Source organism: Rhizobium hidalgonense (genome assembly GCF_002914525.1).
GTDB lineage: Bacteria > Pseudomonadota > Alphaproteobacteria > Rhizobiales > Rhizobiaceae > Rhizobium > Rhizobium hidalgonense.
This window is the reverse complement of the sequence record NZ_LODW01000051.1, coordinates 33,417-48,077: the sequence shown is the minus strand read 5'-3', so window position 1 is coordinate 48,077 and position 14,661 is coordinate 33,417. Positions and strand designations below refer to the sequence as shown.

12 protein-coding genes are annotated in these 14,661 nt (G+C 62.0%); 6 read left to right on the top strand and 6 right to left on the bottom strand.

The features are described 5' to 3' along the window. Window positions 1-28 precede the first annotated feature (28 nt). Window positions 29-841 carry a DeoR/GlpR family DNA-binding transcription regulator gene (locus ATY29_RS13705; RefSeq protein ID WP_003563982.1) on the bottom strand — a complete coding sequence of 271 codons (813 nt, stop codon included), beginning with the start codon at window positions 839-841 and terminating at the stop codon, window positions 29-31. Between the two features lie 198 nt (window positions 842-1,039). Between ATY29_RS13705 and ATY29_RS13700 the strand changes: the two genes are divergently transcribed. Both ATY29_RS13700 and rhaI read left to right on the top strand, forming a co-directional pair. After that, window positions 1,040-3,136 carry a bifunctional rhamnulose-1-phosphate aldolase/short-chain dehydrogenase gene (locus ATY29_RS13700; protein ID WP_097536663.1) on the top strand — a complete coding sequence of 699 codons (2,097 nt, stop codon included), beginning with the start codon at window positions 1,040-1,042 and terminating at the stop codon, window positions 3,134-3,136. 205 nt (window positions 3,137-3,341) lie between these two features. Beyond that, entirely contained in the window at window positions 3,342-4,634 is a 1,293-nt protein-coding gene (gene rhaI / locus ATY29_RS13695) for an L-rhamnose catabolism isomerase (protein WP_097536662.1), read from the top strand. 65 nt (window positions 4,635-4,699) lie between these two features. On the opposite strand, the gene ATY29_RS13690 is transcribed toward rhaI, so the two are convergent. Further along, window positions 4,700-5,158 carry a carboxymuconolactone decarboxylase family protein gene (locus tag ATY29_RS13690; protein WP_097536702.1) on the bottom strand — a complete coding sequence of 153 codons (459 nt, stop codon included), beginning with the start codon at window positions 5,156-5,158 and terminating at the stop codon, window positions 4,700-4,702. 126 nt (window positions 5,159-5,284) lie between these two features. On the opposite strand from ATY29_RS13690, the gene ATY29_RS13685 reads away from it, so the two are divergent. Then, window positions 5,285-6,154: a sigma-70 family RNA polymerase sigma factor gene (locus ATY29_RS13685; RefSeq protein WP_097536661.1), complete on the top strand. Its 870-nt coding sequence runs from the start codon at window positions 5,285-5,287 to the stop codon at window positions 6,152-6,154. A gap of 258 nt (window positions 6,155-6,412) precedes the next feature. Beyond that, window positions 6,413-7,621, top strand: a complete 1,209-nt coding sequence (locus tag ATY29_RS13680) for an amidohydrolase/deacetylase family metallohydrolase (protein ID WP_097536701.1) — start codon at window positions 6,413-6,415, stop codon at window positions 7,619-7,621. A gap of 30 nt (window positions 7,622-7,651) precedes the next feature. On the opposite strand, the gene ATY29_RS13675 is transcribed toward ATY29_RS13680, so the two are convergent. The 3 genes from ATY29_RS13675 to ATY29_RS13665 form a co-directional block, all read right to left on the bottom strand. Further along, window positions 7,652-8,500: an IclR family transcriptional regulator gene (locus ATY29_RS13675; RefSeq protein WP_037091210.1), complete on the bottom strand. Its 849-nt coding sequence runs from the start codon at window positions 8,498-8,500 to the stop codon at window positions 7,652-7,654. Between the two features lie 149 nt (window positions 8,501-8,649). Then, window positions 8,650-9,072 carry a type II toxin-antitoxin system VapC family toxin gene (locus ATY29_RS13670; RefSeq protein ID WP_097536660.1) on the bottom strand — a complete coding sequence of 141 codons (423 nt, stop codon included), beginning with the start codon at window positions 9,070-9,072 and terminating at the stop codon, window positions 8,650-8,652. Continuing rightward, the gene (locus ATY29_RS13665; protein WP_097536659.1) at window positions 9,072-9,320 is read right to left on the bottom strand and encodes a type II toxin-antitoxin system Phd/YefM family antitoxin; all 249 of its coding nucleotides are present in this window, start codon (window positions 9,318-9,320) and stop codon (window positions 9,072-9,074) included. The genes ATY29_RS13670 and ATY29_RS13665 overlap by 1 nt, the downstream gene beginning before the upstream one ends. Window positions 9,321-9,434: 114 nt before the next feature. Here ATY29_RS13665 and ATY29_RS13660 point away from each other — a divergent pair, with 114 nt between their 5' ends. Further along, the gene (locus ATY29_RS13660; protein ID WP_003563966.1) at window positions 9,435-10,292 is read left to right on the top strand and encodes an SDR family oxidoreductase; all 858 of its coding nucleotides are present in this window, start codon (window positions 9,435-9,437) and stop codon (window positions 10,290-10,292) included. A 93-nt stretch (window positions 10,293-10,385) separates the two neighbouring features. Here the strand turns inward: ATY29_RS13660 and ATY29_RS13655 are convergent, their stop codons facing one another. Next, a complete protein-coding gene (locus ATY29_RS13655) occupies window positions 10,386-13,997 on the bottom strand; it encodes a hydantoinase B/oxoprolinase family protein (protein ID WP_097536658.1) in 3,612 nt (1,203 codons plus the stop codon). 86 nt (window positions 13,998-14,083) lie between these two features. On the opposite strand from ATY29_RS13655, the gene ATY29_RS13650 reads away from it, so the two are divergent. Continuing rightward, on the top strand, window positions 14,084-14,614 hold the full coding sequence (locus ATY29_RS13650) for a winged helix DNA-binding protein (protein WP_097536657.1): 531 nt from the start codon (window positions 14,084-14,086) through the stop codon (window positions 14,612-14,614). Window positions 14,615-14,661: the final 47 nt, after the last annotated feature.

The window sequence follows — 14,661 nt, the reverse complement described above, 5'->3', positions numbered from 1 at the left end:
ATTTAGACTTCCACACCTCGGCGGCGCTTCATGCGACCGACGAGGAATCCTCCTTCGCAAGCTGCGCCACCGGGTTCGCGACAATGAGCCGGACGCCGGCATTCTCGACCATGCGAGCTGCCTCTTCCGAAATCCCGTCATCGGTGATGATCGCAGAAACGCGGTCGAGCGCGCAGAGAATGAGGCTCGACCGGCGATTGAATTTGCTTGAATCGGCCATGACGACGAGTTCGTCGGCCTGGTGCATCAGCTTCTGCTCGCTCTGGATAATGAGGGCGTCCGCCTCCATGATCCCGAGCGGCCCGACGCCCTGCGCGCCGATGAACATGCGCCGCGCATAAAAATTGCGGATCGCGTCATTGTCGAAAGGCGACAGGATCAGGCTCTGTTCGCGATAGATCGCGCCGCCCGGCACCGTCACGGTGTTTTTCGAGTGCTTCACCAGATGTTCGGCAATGGCAAAAGAGTTGGTCATTACCTGCAGGCGGTGGCCGGCCATATAATGCACCATCTGGAAGGTCGTCGTGCCGCCATTGATGATGATGGCGTCGCCGGCCTCGCAAAGTTCGACGGCGGCGCGCGCAATTGCACGCTTTTTATCGATGTTGACTGATTCTGAAACCCGGAAAGGCCGGCCGGCGAGATTGCCGAGCTGCGGCGGATGCACCGCCTCCGCGCCGCCGCGGACGCGACGGATCTTGCCCTGCACATGAAGAGCCGCAATGTCGCGCCTGATTGTCGCTTCAGAAGCTTCCGTCAACTCGGCAATGTCCTGGATCGTGACGACGGACTTTTCCTGGACGGCGCTTAAGATAATACGATGACGTTCGCGTTCGTGCATTGGGCTCCTCCTCTTCTCATATTTATTTCGTATCCGTTAAAGCCTGTCAATCACAAACGATCATAAAATTTCATATTGCGCTGCACAATAATCGAATTTGATCGTTTTCGATTGACAAGCGTAGTTTTGATGCGCGATACCGTCAGCGAAAGGGCGCGCTGATCGTTTGCGCCTTGCAAGCCTATATGGGAGGATGACATGGCGGCGAACGTCCGGCTTCTGGAAAACCGGTGGGATGATGGTTACGCGGCAGGCCTCGATGAGCCCGGCAAGCTGCTCTATCGCTCCAATCTGCTCGGCGCCGACAAGCGCATCACCAATTACGGCGGCGGCAACACCTCGGCGAAGGTGATGGAAACCGATCCGCTTGATGGCGGCAAGGTCAAGGTGCTCTGGGTCAAGGGTTCGGGCGGCGACGTCGGCACCATCAAGCTCGACGGTTTCGCCACACTCTACCAGGACAAGCTGGAATCGCTGAAAGGCATCTACAGGGGTGTCGAGGACGAGGACCGCATGGTCGGTTTCCTGCCGCACTGCACCTTCAACCTGAATGGCCGCGCTGCCTCGATCGACACGCCGCTGCACGGTTTCGTGCCGTTCACCCATGTCGATCATATGCATCCCGACGCGATCATCGCGATCGCCGCCTCGAAAAACTCTAGGGAGCTGACGCAGCAGATCTTCGGTAACGAGATCGGTTGGCTGCCCTGGCGCCGTCCAGGCTTCCAGCTCGGCCTCGATCTCGAAGCCTTCGTCAAGGCGAACCCGAGCGCCAAGGGCGTCGTGCTCGAAAGCCATGGTCTCTTCACCTGGGCAAACGACGCCAAGGCCTGCTACGAGTTGACGCTCGACATCATCAACAAGGCGATTGTCTGGTTTGCGGAAAAGACCGAAGGCAAGACGATTTTCGGTGGTGCGCTGACCCAGAGCCTACCCGTTACCGAGCGCCGCGCCATCGCTGCCCGGCTGATGCCGGAGATCCGCGGCCGTATCGGCAAGCAGGAGCGCAAGCTCGGCCATTTCGACGATCAGGACGCCGTGCTCGAATTCGTCAATTCCAAGGATCTGCGCCCGCTCGGCGCGCTCGGCACCAGCTGCCCGGATCATTTCCTGCGCACCAAGATCCGCCCGCTGATCGTCGATTTCGACCCGGCCAAGCCGGATGTCGACGCGATCGTCGCCGCTCTCGACCAGGCGCTGGAGGATTACCGCGCCGATTACGCCCGCTATTACAACGACTGCAAGCATGACAATTCGCCCGCCATGCGCGACGCCAATCCCGTCATCTTCCTCGTTCCCGGCGTCGGCATGCTGTCCTTTGCCCGCGACAAGGCAACCGCCCGCATCGCCAGCGAATTCTACGTCAACGCCATCAACGTCATGCGCGGCGCCTCGACGGTCTCGGAATATCAGGGCCTGCCGGAGCAGGAAGCCTTCGATATCGAATACTGGCTGCTCGAAGAGGCCAAGCTCCAGCGCATGCCGAAGCCGAAGAGCCTTGCCGGCCGCGTCGCCTTCGTTACCGGCGGCGCCGGCGGCATTGGCCGGGCGACGGCTGCCCGCCTCGTCGGCGAGGGCGCCTGCGTGGTGCTTGCCGATATCGACCAGGCGGCACTTGAGGCCACCGAAGCCGATTTCGTCAAGAAATACGGCACTGACGCCGTGCGCAGCGTCCGGCTCGACGTCACCAAGGAAGATGCGGTGATCGCCTCCTTCACGGAAGCCTCGGTCGAATTCGGCGGCGTCGATATCCTCGTCTCGAATGCCGGCATTGCCTCCTCCGCGCCGATCGAAGCAACCGAGCTTTCGACCTGGAACCGCAATATCGATATTCTGGCGACAGGCTATTTCCTGGTTTCGCGCGAAGCCTTCCGTCTGTTCCGCCGCCAGGCTCTCGGCGGCAACATCGTCTTCGTCGCCTCGAAGAACGGCCTTGCCGCTTCGCCGAATGCGTCGGCCTATTGCACGGCAAAGGCCGCCGAAATCCATCTCGCCCGCTGCTTGGCGCTGGAAGGCGCGGATGCCGGCATCCGGGTCAACACCGTCAACCCCGATGCGGTGCTGCGCGGTTCGAAAATCTGGAGCGGCGAATGGCGCGAGCAGCGCGCCGCCTCCTCGAAGATCGAGGTGGATGATCTCGAGGAACATTACCGCAAGCGTTCGATGCTGAAACTCAATGTGTTTCCGGAGGATATCGCCGAGGCGATCTACTTCCTCGCATCGGACCTTTCGGCCAAATCGACCGGCAACATCATCAACGTCGACGCCGGCAACGTGCAGAGCTTTACGCGGTAATTTTTTGACCGGGGCGGATTCGTCTGCCCTCACCCTTCCACGTTAGATGGCGAGAGGGGACTTGCCCAACGAAATGTTGGAGTGGGACTGAGCCGGAGCGGCATATTCCCTTCTCCCCCGTGAATGGGGAGAAGGTGCCGGCAGGCGGATGAGGGGCGGCCCCACGGCAGTTCCAATGTAGAAATTGCAGAACCGGGAGGAAGACATGGCCGAGTTCAGGATCGCGCAGGATCTGGTCGCGAGCGAAAACAACAAGCGGGCGACCGCACTGAAAGCCGATTACGAGGCGCTGGGCGCCACCCTTGACCGTCGCGGCGTCGATATCGAAGCAATCACCCGCAGGGTCGCCGAATTCTTCGTCGCCGTTCCCTCCTGGGGCGTCGGCACCGGCGGCACGCGCTTTGCCCGTTTCCCTGGCACCGGTGAGCCGCGCGGCATCTTCGACAAGCTCGACGATTGCGCCGTCATCAACCAGCTGACGCAGGCGACGCCGAATGTTTCGCTGCATATTCCCTGGGACAAAACGGATTCCAAGGAATTGAAGGCCAAGGGCGATGCGCTCGGCCTCGGCTTCGACGCGATGAATTCCAACACCTTTTCCGACGCGCCGGGACAAGCGCATTCCTACAAATACGGCTCGCTCAGCCATACCGACGCGGCAACACGCGCCCAGGCGGTCGAACACAATCTCGAATGCATCGAGATCGGCAAGGCGATCGGCTCGAAGGCCCTCACCGTCTGGATCGGCGACGGCTCGAATTTCCCCGGCCAGAGCAATTTCACCAGGGCATTCGAGCGTTACCTCGCCTCGATGGCGGACATTTACAAGGCGCTGCCCGACGACTGGAAGCTGTTCTCCGAGCACAAGATGTACGAGCCGGCCTTCTATTCGACGATCGTTCAGGATTGGGGCACCAACTACCTTATCGCCCAGACGCTCGGCCCCAAGGCCCACTGCCTCGTCGATCTCGGCCACCATGCGCCGAACACCAATATCGAGATGATCGTCGCCCGCCTGATCCAGTTCGGCAAGCTCGGCGGCTTCCACTTCAACGATTCGAAATATGGCGATGACGATCTCGATGCCGGCGCGATCGATCCCTACCGGCTGTTCCTGGTGTTCAACGAGCTGGTCGATGCCGAGCAGCGCGGCGTCAACGACTTCAACCCGGCCCATATGATCGACCAGTCGCACAATGTCACCGATCCGATCGAAAGCCTGATCAACAGCGCCAACGAAATCCGCCGCGCCTATGCGCAGGCGCTCATCGTCGACCGCAAGGCGCTCGAAGGCTATCAGCAGGACAACGACGCGCTAATGGCGTCGGAAACGCTGAAGCGCGCCTACCGCGCCGATGTCGAGCCGATCCTGGCCGAAGCTCGGCGCAGGGCCGGCGGTGCGATCGACCCGATCGCCGCCTACCGCGCCAGCGGCTACCGCAACAAGGTGGCGGCCGAACGTCCGGCTTCGGCTGCCGGCGGCGGCGGGATCATCTGAGCTTCTGAACTGAATAGATATGACTGCCGGCAGCGCTGGGGTGACGCGCTGCCGGCAATCGCCATTTACGGCTTCCAGGCGCCGGCGATCTGCCGGGTGGCGATGTTCAGCCGGTTCCAGACATTGATATTGGCGATGGCAATGACGAGGGCGGCAAGGCTCCTGCCGTCATAGTGCCGGGTCGCCTCGTCCCAGATCTCATCGGGCACGGGGTCGGCGCGGTCGCTGACGCGGGTCACTGCCTCGGTCAGCGCAAGCGCCGCCCGTTCGGCATCGCTGAAATAGGGCGAATCGCGCCAGGCGCCGACGGCAAAGAGCCGTTCGTCGGTCTCGCCGAGCTTCTTGGCGATGCGGGGATGACCGTCGACACAGACGCTGCAGCCGTTGATTTGGCTGGCGCGCAAATTGACGAGTTCGAGCAGCTTTGGCGAAAGGCCGGTCTCGGTGGGGACCTTGCTGAGGGCAGCCAGCGCCTGCATCGCCTCGGGAAGCACGAGGGCGGGATTTCCCATTCTCTCCTGCATGACCATTTTTTCCTGCATGGTATGTCTCCTTCATGGGTTTACTGTTTGACGATCCGCCGGCGGTGTCACATCGGCCGGGTTTCGTTCGTCATGGTCTTGACGGAACGCAGCGGAGGAATGTGACGGATGGACGAGAAAAAATGGCTGGCCGCTGAATTTGAGGCAAACAGGGCGCATCTGAAGGCGGCTGCCTATCGTATGCTCGGCTCGCGCAGTGAAGCGGATGATGCCGTTCAGGAGGCTTGGCTGCGGCTGAACCGGACCGACACCAGCGATGTCGGCAATCTCGGCGGCTGGTTGACGACCGTGGTGGCGCGCATTTGCCTTGATATGCTGCGAACCCGCAAGACCCGGCGCGAGGAGCCGCTGGAGATGCCAATCCATGCTGTGATCGCCGATCCGGCAAACGATCCGGAGCGCGCTGCCGCCTTCGCCGAATCGGTCGGCCTGGCGTTGCTGGTCGTGCTGCAGACGCTGGCGCCGGCCGAACGTGTCGCCTTCGTGCTGCACGACATGTTCGATCTGCCCTTCGATGAGATCGCCTCGATTATCGGTCGTTCTTCTGCCGCCACGAGGCAGCTTGCAAGCCGCGCCCGCCGCCGGGTGCAGGGCATCGATGAGACGACGGCCGTCGACCTCGGCCGCAAACGAACGATCGCCGAGGCCTTTCTTGCCGCATCGCGCAAGGGCGATCTGGCGGCGCTGATTGCCGTGCTCGCCCCCGATGTCGCCTTCCGGCCGGACGCGACGGCGGCCCGGTTCGGAGCCGTCGGCGAAGTGCGCGGCGCTCCAGCTGTCGCCGAGCTATTCAAGGGCCGGGCCCAGGCGGCGGAAGCCGCCATCGTCGACGGCGATGTCGGATTCGTCGTCCGCATCGATGGCGAGGTTCGCGTCCTCGTGGCTCTCACCATTGCCGACGGCGTGATCGTCGCGATCGACGCCTTTGCCGATCCGGACCATCTCGAAAAGGTTGAGTATTCAGTTCTTTCCAACTGAAAACAAACAGAGTTTGGTTGGCTATTCGAAATTTGGGGCGCTGTGAAAAGGGCTCGTCTGCCGGCGTTTTGCGACAGGAACTGCAGTGTCATTTTCCTTGACAGGGACATTGCTACCGATATTCTATTATAAAGATTTATATATCATAATTATGGAATTATCGGAATGCGATGCGCTTTCCGTCCGTCCTTCCATAATGACCAGCAGAGGGATCGCCGCCGGCGCGGGACGATCCAGACTTCGAAAGGAATGCATACCATGTTCGGCGACCCGGCGAAGAAACCGCTCCTGCTCACCAATGTCAGACCCATGGCTTTCGGCGCCGGCGCGCCGGCCGGGGCGGTCGACATTCTCGTCGATGGCGACGGCCGGATTGCGGAGATCGGTCCGTCGCTGGACATCTCGCAGGATGTGACGCGCATCGCCGGCAAGGGCGCCTTCGTCTCGCCCGGCTGGGTCGACCTGCATGTGCATATCTGGCATGGCGGTACCGATATTTCCATCCGCCCGTCCGAATGCGGCGTCGAGCGCGGCGTGACCACGCTGGTCGATGCCGGATCGGCCGGCGAAGCGAATTTCCACGGTTTCCGCGAATATATCATCGAGCCTTCGCGCGAGCGCATCAAGGCCTTCCTGAACCTCGGCTCGATCGGCCTCGTCGCCTGCAACCGCGTCGCCGAACTCAGGGATATCAGAGATATCGATCTTGACCGTATCCTCGAAGTCTATGCCGAAAACAGCGACCATATCGTCGGCATCAAGGTGCGCGCCAGCCATGTCATCACCGGCTCCTGGGGCGTCACCCCCGTCAAGCTCGGCAAGAAGATCGCCAAGATCCTGAAAGTGCCGATGATGGTGCATGTCGGCGAGCCGCCGGCACTCTATGACGAAGTACTGGAGATTCTCGGCCCCGGCGACGTCGTCACCCATTGCTTCAACGGCAAGGCGGGGTCGAGCATCATGGAGGACGAGGATCTCTTCTCTCTCGCCGAGCGCTGCGCCTCCGAGGGTATCCGTCTCGACATCGGCCATGGCGGCGCCTCCTTCTCCTTCAAGGTCGCCGAAGCGGCGATTGCGCGCGGGCTGCTGCCGTTCTCGATTTCGACCGACCTGCACGGCCATTCGATGAACTTCCCGGTCTGGGACCTGGCGACGACGATGTCGAAGCTGCTCAGCGTCGGCATGCCCTTCGACAAGGTGGTGGAAGCCGTCACCCATGCGCCGGCATCCGTCATCAAGTTGTCGATGGAAAACCGGCTTTCGATCGGCGCACAGGCCGAATTCACGATTTTCGACCTCGTCGATTCCGAGCTCGAGGCGACGGATTCTAACGGCGACGTCTCGGTCCTCACGAAGCTGTTCGAGCCGCGCTATGCGGTGATCGGCGCCGATGCCTTCGCCGCCAGCCGCTATGTGCCGCGGGCGCGCAAGCTCGTGCGCCACAGCCACGGCTATTCCTACAGGTAGGGTGCAGCGTTTGGCTCAGCCGTTGGGCGCTCAGCGGTTGCGCCAGCCCATCAGCTTTTCGATCCGCTCCGCCGAACTGCGCACATGCGCCGTATAGTGGTTCTCGTCGGAAAAAGCCTTCTGTTCAGGCAGCACGATGGAAATGGTGGCGACGCACTGGCCGTCGCGGTCGCAGATCGGCGAGGCGATGCAGGCAACCGCATAATCCGATTCTCCCGCCTGGATCGACAGACGTGCCTCAAACGCCTTGCCGGCCGATTCCGACAGCGTGCCCGGATCGATCTCGGCGCGGCCGGTCGGTGACGAGCGGGCGCAGCGTTTGAACAGTTCGATGCGCTCGTCCTCGGCCAGGTGGCCGACGAGCAGGCGCCCCGACGCCGTCCAGTTCAGCGGCACCCGGGTGCCGACGCGGGATGCCACCTGGAAGTGGCTCGGGCCGTCGGCCATGGCAAGCACCAGCATGTAATCGCCGTCGCGGCCGCAGACCTGCACGGTTTCGCCGGCCTGGCGACAGAGATCGTGCATTTCGTGGGTGGCGATGCTCATGAAATCCAGCGACCGGGCATAGGCGAGGCCGTAATGATAGAGCCGGGCGCCGAGCCAGATCGAACCATCAGCCTGGCGCGTCAGCATGTTCTTTTCGACCAGATCGTCGACGATGACGTAAACGGTCGACAACGGCGCCTTCACCGCCTTGGCGATAGCATAGACACCGGCCGGCGAGCCGGTCTCATAAAGGTGATCGATCACCTGGAGCGCGCGGTCGATGCCGCTGACGCGCGCACGGCGCGCACCCTTGCCGGCGGCTTCGTCGGCATGGGCCTCATCTTCGGTGTAAACTGCGGGTGATGTCTTTCCGTCCAATTCCACGCACCTCATGAAAACTGCGATTGTGTTACATTACTATGGCATAGCGGTCGCCGTGGCAAATCGCAATATTTTGTAGGTTGATCGTTGGGCGGATGCGGCAGCGGCGGAATCTGGGGCTATGTGATTGCCGGCATCCATTCGTCACGATACCTTCGGCTTCATAACAACCGGTGACGCGCTCCGACGATGCCGCAGGCTTTCGCCAGCCCCTTATCCAGCGTGATAAGCGTGGCGTCGCTGCTGATCGCGATAGCAAGGTGAAGAGCATCGCCGGCGCGAAAACCAATCTCGAACTGATCGGTCATGCGGGCCGCATCCATGAAATGCGCACGCGAAATCGGCAGAAGCACGAAGGTCGTCGAGCACAGTTCCTTGAACATGGCCAACGCCTTGCCGCGATCGGCGGGATCGATCTGTTCGTTTCGTGTTTTGAGCGCGATGGCACTTGAAAATTCGGTGATCGTCCAGCCGCTGACGGCCATCTCTTCGGCGGCAAACTCCGCCAGCCATTTTTGCGCGTCCTCCGTGCGGCTTTCGATCGTCCAGGCAGCGATGAGAACTGATGTGTCGAGGTAAAACATCAATAACGATCGGTGTCGCGCATATTGCGGACGAAAGTTGCGGAATCGACCGGTTCGGCGGGCGGCTTCATCGAGGCCGTCAAGCTTCTTAGCCGCTCGACATCGATCGGTTTTTTCGGCGCCTTCACGGGAACGAGTTGCGCTACCGGTTTGCCGTGCCGCAATATCTCGACGGTCTCGCCGGCTTCAACACGATTGAGCAATTCGCTGAGATGGGCCTTGGCATCCGCGAGGTTGACACTTGCCATAACACGTCCTGATGACCAATTTTTTGGTCATTTTAATCGGAAAATGGGTTTACTGCAATGCCGCCGGAACAACAGGCCGTAGCCCGAGTTTGCTCCTCAACCCAGGAGGACAAGATGACGAAATATCCGACGCCCCCTTTTCCGTCTCAGAAACAGCCGATGCCCGGTTTTACCGCGCAGATGGATCCCGTCCCCGATCATGGCGAGGAGAGTTATCGCGGTTCCGACCGGTTGAAAGGCAAGCGGGCGATCATTACCGGCGGCGATAGCGGCATCGGCCGGGCGGTGGCGATCGCCTATGCCCGGGAAGGCGCCGATATTGTAATTTCCTATCTTGACGAGGATGAGGATGCCGACGAGACGAAGCGGCTTGTCGAGCAGGCCGGGCGCAAGGCGGTCCTCGTCAGCGGCGATATCCAGGATCCGGCTCTGTGCCGGCAGATCGTCGAGACGGCGGTCAAGGAACTCGGCGGCATCGACATTCTCGTCAACAATGCCGCCCATCAGGCAAGCTTCAAAAGCATTGACGAAATCAGCGACGAGGAGTGGGAACTGACCTTCAAGGTCAACATCCATGCGATGTTCTACCTGACCAAGGCAGCCGTCGCCCACATGAAACCCGGCAGTTCAATCATCAACACCGCCTCGATCAATTCGGACAATCCGAACCCGACGCTGCTTGCCTATGCGACGACCAAGGGCGCAATCCAGAATTTCACCGCCGGCCTGGCCCAGCTTCTGGCGGAAAAAGGCATTCGCGCCAATGCGGTGGCGCCGGGACCGATCTGGACACCGCTCATTCCGTCGACCCTTCCTGAAGACAGCGTCAGCAATTTCGGCAAGCAGGTGCCGATGAAGCGGCCGGGCCAGCCGGCCGAGCTTGCAACCGCCTATGTGATGCTGGCCGATCCCTTGTCGAGCTATGTCTCCGGCGCGACAATCGCGGTCACCGGCGGCAAGCCGATCCTTTGATGCATGTCGCCCGGAATTGGCGGTTTCGGGAAAAGCACATGCAAGAAAAAGGAAGGAACTGAAGCGCGTCGATGAAGTCTGACGTAACGCGCTTCAGTCCGGTTTGCCGTAGCCACCGCCGGTCGGCGTCGTGACGATCACGGCGTCGCCGGCGGCGAGCATTGCCTGGTCGCAGCCATCCAGCCTTTCGACCGTGCCGTCGCCGCGGCGGATATCGGTTTTCCCCAATTGCCCGTCTTCCCCGCCGTAGAGGCCGAAAGGCCGGATCGTGCGATGCGAGGAGAGGATGCTGCAATCCATCGTTTCCAGGAAGCGGATGGTGCGCTCGGTGCCGCCGCCGGAATGATATTGTCCCCTGCCGCCGGAGCCGCGGCGGATATGGAAATCTTCGAGCACGACGGGAAAGCGGAATTCCAGGACTTCGGGATCGGTCAGCCGCGAATTAGTCATGTGGCTGTGCACGCCATCGGCGCCGTTGAAGCCGGTGCCGTCGTTGAGCAGGCCGGCAGGGCCGCCGGCGCAGATCGTCTCGTAATATTGATAGGTGGCATTGCCGAAGGTCAGGTTGTTCATCGAACCCTGGGCCGCCGCCAGCGTTCCGAGCGCTCCGAACAGCGCATTCGTCACATGCTGGCTGGTCTCGACATTCCCGGCGACGACGGCAGCCGGATAGGCCGGGCGCAGCATCGAACCGTCCGGCACGATGATTCGGATTGGCCGCAGGCAGCCGGCATTCATCGGGATCGGCTGTTCGACCATGACGCGGAAGACATAGAGGACGGCGGCGCGCGTCACTGGTTCCGGCGCATTGAAATTGGTCGGCTGCTGCGCGCTCGTGCCGGTGAAATCGACCGTCGCCTCGCGCGCTTGCCTGTCGACGGTGATCTTCACCTTGATGACGGCGCCCTGATCGGTGGGATAGGTGAATTCGCTGTCGCTGAGGCGGGCGATCACCCGGCGAACACTTTCCTCGGCATTGTCCTGCACATGGCCCATATAGGCTTCGACGACATCGAGGCCGAAATGGGCGACCATCTTGCGCAATTCCTGCACGCCCTTTTCATTGGCGGCGATCTGCGCCTTCACGTCGGCGAGGTTCTGGGCCGGATTGCGGGCGGGGTAGGGATGGTCCCGCAGCATCGCGGCGAATTCGGCCTCGCGGAAGCGGCCCTTGTCGACCAGCCGGAAATTGTCGATCAGCACCCCTTCCTCGTCGACCTTCGTTGCCCGCGGCGTCATCGAGCCCGGCGCCTTGCCGCCGATATCGGCATGATGGCCGCGCGAGGCGACGTAAAACAGGATCACCTCTCCCGCATCGTCGAAAACCGGTGTGACGACGGTGATGTCGGGCAGATGCGTGCCGCCATTATAGGGCGCGTTGAGCGCGAAGACATCGCCCGGGCGGATGCGGCCTTCATTGAGACGGATGATGGTTTCGACCGAACGGTCCATGGAGCCGAGATGCACCGGCATATGCGGCGCATTGGCGACGAGCGCGCCGGTGCGGTCGAAGACGGCGCAGGAGAAATCGAGTCGCTCCTTGATATTGACCGAATGGGCGGTGTTCTGCAGCGTCACGCCCATCTGCTCGGCGATCGCCATGAACAGGTTGTTGAAGACTTCGAGCATCACCGGGTCGGCGCTGGTGCCGATCGCGGCATTGCGGGCAGGCGGGATCTCGCGGGTGAGGACGATATGATCGTGGCCGGTGAGCCGCACCTGCCAGCCGGCTTCGACGACAATCGTCTGATGCGCTTCGATGATGAGGGCAGGCCCGTTGAGGACGGCGCCCGGTTTCAGCGTCTCACGCCTGAAAATGCCGGCCTCGCGCCATGTTCCGCCGGAATAGAAGCGCGTCGAACGGAGTGCTTCCGGCTCGAAGCTTGTCGCCTCCATGTCCGCCTCTTCGATGTCGGCGCCGCCGCCGATGCCTTCGACCTCGATAGAATCGACGACAACAGGGCGGTCTTCGAAGATGAAGCCGAACTGCTTCTTGTGGGCGGCGGCGAAGGCTTGCACCATCTCTTGCTGCGGCCCGAAGGCGACGGGCAGCGCCGTGTCTGTGCCCTTATATTGCAGGTGCAGGCGGGTGATGAGCTCCATCTCGCCGCTCTCGACACCTTGAAGCGTCAGTTCCCGGTGCACCTCCGCCTCAAGCTCGGATTTGATGTCGCCGATCGTCGTCAGTGCCGCGGCGAGTTCCGTCAGCACCGCGCGCTGGCGCGTGGCGCGAATATCGGCAAGCCCCATGCCATAGGCCGAAAGGATGCCGGAGAAGGGGTGGAGCAGCACCGTTTTCATGCCGAGGCTGTCGGCGACGAGACAGGCATGCTGGCCGCCGGCGCCGCCGAAGCAGGTGAGTGCGTAGCCGGAAACATCATAACCGCGCTGGACCGAGATCTTCTTGATGGCATTGGCCATGTTCTCGACGGCGATGGCGAGGAAGCCGTCGGCGGCGTCTTCCGCCGTCCGGCCGCCGCCTATCGTCTGCGCCATCTCGGCAAAAGCGGTGCGCACCGCCTCGGCATCGAGCGGCTGGTCCTGTCCCGGGCCGAAGATTGCCGGAAAGAATTCCGGCAGCAGCTTGCCGGTCATGATGTTGGCGTCGGTAACGGTGAGCGGGCCGCCGCGACGATAGGATTTCGGGCCGGGCGTGGCGCCGGCCGATTCCGGGCCGACGCGGAAGCGTGAGCCGTCATAGCTGAGGATCGAACCGCCGCCGGCAGCGACGGTGTGGATCTTCATCATCGGCGCGCGCATCCGTACGCCGGCGACCTCCGTCTCGAAGGCGCGTTCCAGTTCGCCGTCGTAATGCGAAACGTCGGTCGAGGTGCCGCCCATGTCGAAGCCGATCATCTGGCCAAAGCCGGCGATGCGCGACACCTCGACCGCGCCGACCACACCGCCTGCGGGACCCGACAGAATCGCGTCCTTGCCCTGGAAGAGATGCGCATCGGTCAGTCCGCCGGAGGACTGCATGAACATCAGCTTCGGGCCTTTTCCCTCGACCGCACCGAGTTCGGTGGCGACCTGGTCGACATAGCGCCGGAGAACCGGAGACAGATAGGCATCGACGACGGCGGTGTCGCCGCGGCCGACGAGCTTGATCAGCGGAGAAACGGCGTGCGACGGCGAAATCTGCGTGAAGCCGATCGCGCGCGCGATGGCGGCGGCCCGCTGTTCGTGCTCGGGATAGCGATAGGCATGCATGAAGACGATGGCGACGGCGCGCAAGCCCCTGGCATTGGCAGCTTCCAGCGCTTGGCGCAGGCCATGCTCGTCGAGCACACGTTCCACCGTTCCGTCTGCCAGCACGCGCTCGTCGGCCTCGATGACGTCGGCATAGAGCAGTTCCGGTTTGACGATCTTCTTGGCGAAAATATCGGCGCGGGCCTGGTAGCCAATCTCCAGCGCATCGCGGAACCCCTTCGTCGTCACCAGCAGAGTCGGATCACCCTTGCGTTCGAGAAGCGCATTGGTGGCGACCGTCGTTCCCATCTTCACCGCACCGATGAGGTCGGGAGGAATCGGCTTGCCCGGCTCGAGCCCAAGCAGTTCACGGATGCCCTGGACGGCCGGGTCGCGATAGGCCTCCGGATTTTCAGAAAGCAGCTTGTGCGCGATGAGCGAACCATCAGGACGGCGTGCGACGATATCGGTGAAGGTGCCGCCGCGATCGACCCAGAAATCCCACTGACTGCCCATCGTCCGGCCTCCTGTTGAACTGAAAATTTATTGACGATTTACCGATAAAATGTCAACGTTTCTCTCTCAAATGGTGGAGGCTGGACATGGCAGACGGTCGCGCAAGACAACCGGAAATCGGGCCGATCGTCTCTTCCGCCCATCTGGCCGATGGCGCACTTCCTGCGCTTTCGGAGCTGGAATTCGGCCTCATCCTCGCCGGCAATGCCTTCGATCGCTGGATGGTACGCTGCATGACGGCGGCAGGCGAGCCCGGATGTGCGGCGATCGACGTGCTGGTGCTGCATTCGGTGGCGCACCGGCAGCGGCCGAAGCGGCTCGGCGATCTCTGCAGCGTGCTCGGCGTCGAGGACGCGCATCTGGTGATCTACGCGATCAAGAAGCTGGAAAAGCGCGGCCTGGTGACGAGCACACGGGCGGGCAAGGAGAAACTGATTGCCGCCACCGAAAAGGGCTTGGAAATCTGCCTGAAATATCGGGCGGTGCGCGAAGCGCTGCTGGTGGAATCGGTCAAGGGGCTCGGGTTCGATCCTGCCGCGACATCGGCGCTGGCCGCGATGCTGCGGGCGCTCTCCGGCCATTACGATCAAGCGGCAAGGGCCGCCGCCTCTTTATGACGGCAGCCCTTGACCGGGGGCAGGGAGAGATCCCCCGAAATGTTCAG

Coding starts and splice junctions, on each gene's coding strand:
- ATY29_RS13705 (WP_003563982.1), bottom strand. CDS start 841: ATGCACGAACGCGAACGTCATCGTATTATCTTAAGCGCCGTCCAGGAA.
- ATY29_RS13700 (WP_097536663.1), top strand. CDS start 1,040: ATGGCGGCGAACGTCCGGCTTCTGGAAAACCGGTGGGATGATGGTTAC.
- rhaI (WP_097536662.1), top strand. CDS start 3,342: ATGGCCGAGTTCAGGATCGCGCAGGATCTGGTCGCGAGCGAAAACAAC.
- ATY29_RS13690 (WP_097536702.1), bottom strand. CDS start 5,158: ATGCAGGAGAGAATGGGAAATCCCGCCCTCGTGCTTCCCGAGGCGATG.
- ATY29_RS13685 (WP_097536661.1), top strand. CDS start 5,285: ATGGACGAGAAAAAATGGCTGGCCGCTGAATTTGAGGCAAACAGGGCG.
- ATY29_RS13680 (WP_097536701.1), top strand. CDS start 6,413: ATGTTCGGCGACCCGGCGAAGAAACCGCTCCTGCTCACCAATGTCAGA.
- ATY29_RS13675 (WP_037091210.1), bottom strand. CDS start 8,500: ATGAGGTGCGTGGAATTGGACGGAAAGACATCACCCGCAGTTTACACC.
- ATY29_RS13670 (WP_097536660.1), bottom strand. CDS start 9,072: ATGTTTTACCTCGACACATCAGTTCTCATCGCTGCCTGGACGATCGAA.
- ATY29_RS13665 (WP_097536659.1), bottom strand. CDS start 9,320: ATGGCAAGTGTCAACCTCGCGGATGCCAAGGCCCATCTCAGCGAATTG.
- ATY29_RS13660 (WP_003563966.1), top strand. CDS start 9,435: ATGACGAAATATCCGACGCCCCCTTTTCCGTCTCAGAAACAGCCGATG.
- ATY29_RS13655 (WP_097536658.1), bottom strand. CDS start 13,997: ATGGGCAGTCAGTGGGATTTCTGGGTCGATCGCGGCGGCACCTTCACC.
- ATY29_RS13650 (WP_097536657.1), top strand. CDS start 14,084: ATGGCAGACGGTCGCGCAAGACAACCGGAAATCGGGCCGATCGTCTCT.